We start from the raw sequence: 3,118 nt of genomic DNA, 5'->3' as shown, positions 1-3,118 counted from the left end.
ATGCCGCCCCGACCGACCGCGGGTGGTCGTTCGACGTCCGCGACGACCTCGACGTCCCGCCGTTCCAGCGACGGCTCGACGAGGCGGCCGACAGGGGGCCGACCGACGAGCCGGGCGAGTTCCACAACGTCGACGTCCAGTTCGCCTACTCGATCCTCCGGACCGACGGAGCCCGTCGGGTCGACATCACCGCGAGCGCAGAGCGCTGCGCGCGGATGGCCGACTCGGAGGCGCACGTCACGGACCGGGTGAACCTGCTCGCGGTGAAGCTCAGCCACGACCTGAGCGAGGGGGACAACGCGGTGTATCGGGTCGGCGACGGCTCGCAATCGATCGACCACTATCTCGTGAACACCCGCGAGACGGAGCTCAACCGCGATCTCAGGGAGTCGGAATACGGCGCGGTGCTGTTCGTCGAGAACGGGCTGGTGCTCTGGAACGAGGACGAGGGGGCGTACAACGTCGTCGTCGACGCCGAAACGGTCGTCGACCTCGTCGCGCCCTGATCGCGCCGGTCTCGTACCCTGATCGCGTCGACCCTCTCGTACCCTGATCGCGTCGACCCTCTCGTACCCTGATCGCGTCGGCCCTCTCGTACCCTGATCGCGTTGACTCCCTCGCACCCCCGTCCCCGCGACGGAGCGTGTTCGAACGACGAGGCTCCCCGCGGGTTCTATTGTGAACGCGCCCCACGTGGTTGCATGGCGAACACACCCGACGGGATCAGTCTCAAGCCGGATCTGACGGACGACGTCGCCGTCGTCACGGGAGCGACCCGGGGGATCGGTGCCGAGATCGCCGCGAAGCTCGGTGATCTGGGAGCGACGGTGTACGCCGGTGCGCGCGATCCGGACGACGTCACTGCGCCGGACCAGCACGCGGTCCGACTGGACGTGACCGACGACGACGAGGTTCGAGCGGCGATCGATCGGATCGAGCGCGAGCAAGGGTCGCTCGATATCCTCGTGAACAACGCGGGGGTGTTCCCCCGTTCCGGACCGCTCCACGAGATGGACCTCGCGGCGTTCGACCGGACGATGGCCGTGAACCTCCGCGGACCGGTTCTCGTGACGAAACACGCGCTCCCGCTGCTGACAGCACGGTCCGGGGGGCGTGTCGTGACCCTCTCGTCGGGGCTCGGGCAGTTCACCGGCGGTCAAATGGAAGGGGGGTACCCGGCGTACCGTGTCTCGAAGGTGGGCGTCGGCGGGCTGACGGCGTACCTCGACGCCGAGTACGGCGACCAAGGCCTCCTCGCGAACGCCGTCTCCCCCGGCTGGGTGCGCACGGAGATGGGCGGCGACGACGCCCCCCGGTCGCCGTCGAAAGGGGCCGAGACGCCCGTCTGGCTCGCCCGGTTCACGCCCGGTAATCCGACTGGGCGGCTTTGGAAGGATAGAGCGCGGATCCCGTGGTAGCGGCGTCGAAGGCGGCCGCGGCGACGGCCTACCAGGTGTCGTGGAACGTGTCGAACTCGATCGAATCGAGCGGCTTCTCGCCGATCGCGGCCTCGTACTCGCCCGGCGTCAGCATTGGCTTGTGGAATCGCGGGCCGTCGTCGGTCGTGATTCGAGGACAGCCGGTGTTGACGAACGCGTCCATATCGAAGTTGCGGAGGCGGTCCGGCGTCACCTCGTCCATCGTGATCAGATAGGCATCCTCGTTGTTCTCGACGATCTCCTGGGCCTGCTCCCAGCGACCCTGGCCGATCTTCGTACAGAAGATGACGCCCCACTTCTCCGCGCCCATCGCCTTGTGGACCGAGGCGTACCGCTGTTTGAGGAACTGGTCGTGTTCCGCGATCGACACCGCGTTGTTGACGGGGTCGGCGATGACGACCGTCTTCTCCGGGTGCTCCATCGCCAGCCCCACCGGGTGGAACTTCCCGCCACCGACGTACAGCACCTGATCGGCGGGGATATCAGCCGACGCGTAGTTACAGCCGAGCACCTGCCCCTCCTTCGTGAGCCGATCGTCACCGCGACGGGTGTGGACCTCGTAGCCGCGCTCCTCGAGCCAGTCGGTCATCTCCTCGAAGCGGTTCATGTGCTGTGCAGTGGTGACGAGACCGACATCGGGGTCCTCGTCCGGCTCCGGCAGCTCGTCCAAGGCGTCCGCCATGATCGGGAACGGGTCGACGTTCGAGAACAGCGGAACGTAGATGATGCTGTCGGACTCCTTCATCGGTGTGTGGCCGAAGTGGACGAACACGTCGGTCCGGCGCATCAGGTACGTGTCGAGGTCGCACGCGCCGTAACACGGCTGGCCCGACAGCATGAACGTCACGTCGTCCGGGGCGGCCTCCCGGAGGTCGTCGGCGACGTTCGGCCCGCGTCGCTTGAGCCCCTCCGGGAACTGGAGCCCGACCTTCGTCGCGTCCCGCTCCTCGATCGCCTCGACGATCCGGTCGAGCTCGTAGTCCCACTCTCGGTCGTGTTTCAGGGCCATCCCCGTCTTGGTGAGGTCGCCCTCGGTCGAACCGCGGCTCATATGAGACGGACTTGCGCCCCTGGACGGTTAAACGGCGCGTTCGGCGGACGAACCCCGTCTCGTTCCTTCCGTTCCGTCCGGCCCGCGCCACGTCACTCCCTGTAATGGCCCGTCACGCTTAATTCGAGGCGGCCGAACTCCGATCCATGACGCCCGACCCGGCGGTCCCGCTCGCTGACGGGTCGCTGTCGCTCGGTCCGCTCGTCGACCCGGTACTGGTCGATCCGGAGCCGGCCCTCCTCGCCGCGGTCGTCGAGGCGTACCGGGAGTCGTATCCCGACCTCGTCGACCCGGACCTCGACGCGCTCCGAGCAGCGGCCGACGGCGAGGCGAACGACGCGACCCGTTTCGGCGGGGCGATCGGGCCGACTCCGCCGACGCTTACCGTCCTTGCAGCCGAGTCGGTCGTCGACGCGGTCACGGACGGGTTCCACGCGGCGAGCCGGTTCGCCGCGCTGACGGAGTCCGGCGCGGTCGAGCTCCTGACGCTGTCCACTCCCCAGCCGAACGCCGTCCTCGCCGCCGAGAACGCGGGGTGTGTGCTCGTGGAAGGGGTGGACGGGCCGACAGCGGAGGACGCGTCGGCGGGGGATGAGCCGACGGAGGACGAGTCGACGGCAACGGACGC

General features: G+C 68.2%; 4 protein-coding genes. 3 read left to right on the top strand and 1 reads right to left on the bottom strand.

Annotated features, from left to right (window positions below; translation table 11 throughout):
- Both ACFQEU_RS13730 and ACFQEU_RS13725 read left to right on the top strand, forming a co-directional pair.
- The coding region (locus tag ACFQEU_RS13730; RefSeq protein WP_465261153.1) for a DUF8157 domain-containing protein at window positions 1–506 on the top strand (506 nt) is incomplete at its 5' end.
- 195 nt (window positions 507–701) lie between these two features.
- Window positions 702–1,418, top strand: a complete 717-nt coding sequence (locus tag ACFQEU_RS13725; protein ID WP_379783067.1) for an SDR family NAD(P)-dependent oxidoreductase — start codon at window positions 702–704, stop codon at window positions 1,416–1,418.
- A 28-nt stretch (window positions 1,419–1,446) separates the two neighbouring features.
- Here ACFQEU_RS13725 and dph2 read toward each other — a convergent pair whose 3' ends face one another.
- Window positions 1,447–2,490 carry a diphthamide biosynthesis enzyme Dph2 gene (dph2, locus tag ACFQEU_RS13720; RefSeq protein WP_379783065.1) on the bottom strand — a complete coding sequence of 348 codons (1,044 nt, stop codon included), beginning with the start codon at window positions 2,488–2,490 and terminating at the stop codon, window positions 1,447–1,449.
- 146 nt (window positions 2,491–2,636) lie between these two features.
- Between dph2 and ACFQEU_RS13715 the strand changes: the two genes are divergently transcribed.
- The coding region (locus ACFQEU_RS13715) for a transcriptional regulator TbsP domain-containing protein (RefSeq protein WP_379783063.1) at window positions 2,637–3,118 on the top strand (482 nt) is incomplete at its 3' end.

Source organism: Halorubrum tibetense, assembly GCF_042661865.1.
GTDB lineage: Archaea > Halobacteriota > Halobacteria > Halobacteriales > Haloferacaceae > Halorubrum > Halorubrum tibetense.
The sequence above is the reverse complement of the archived record's forward strand: the minus strand, read 5'-3'. Positions and strand labels throughout refer to the sequence as shown.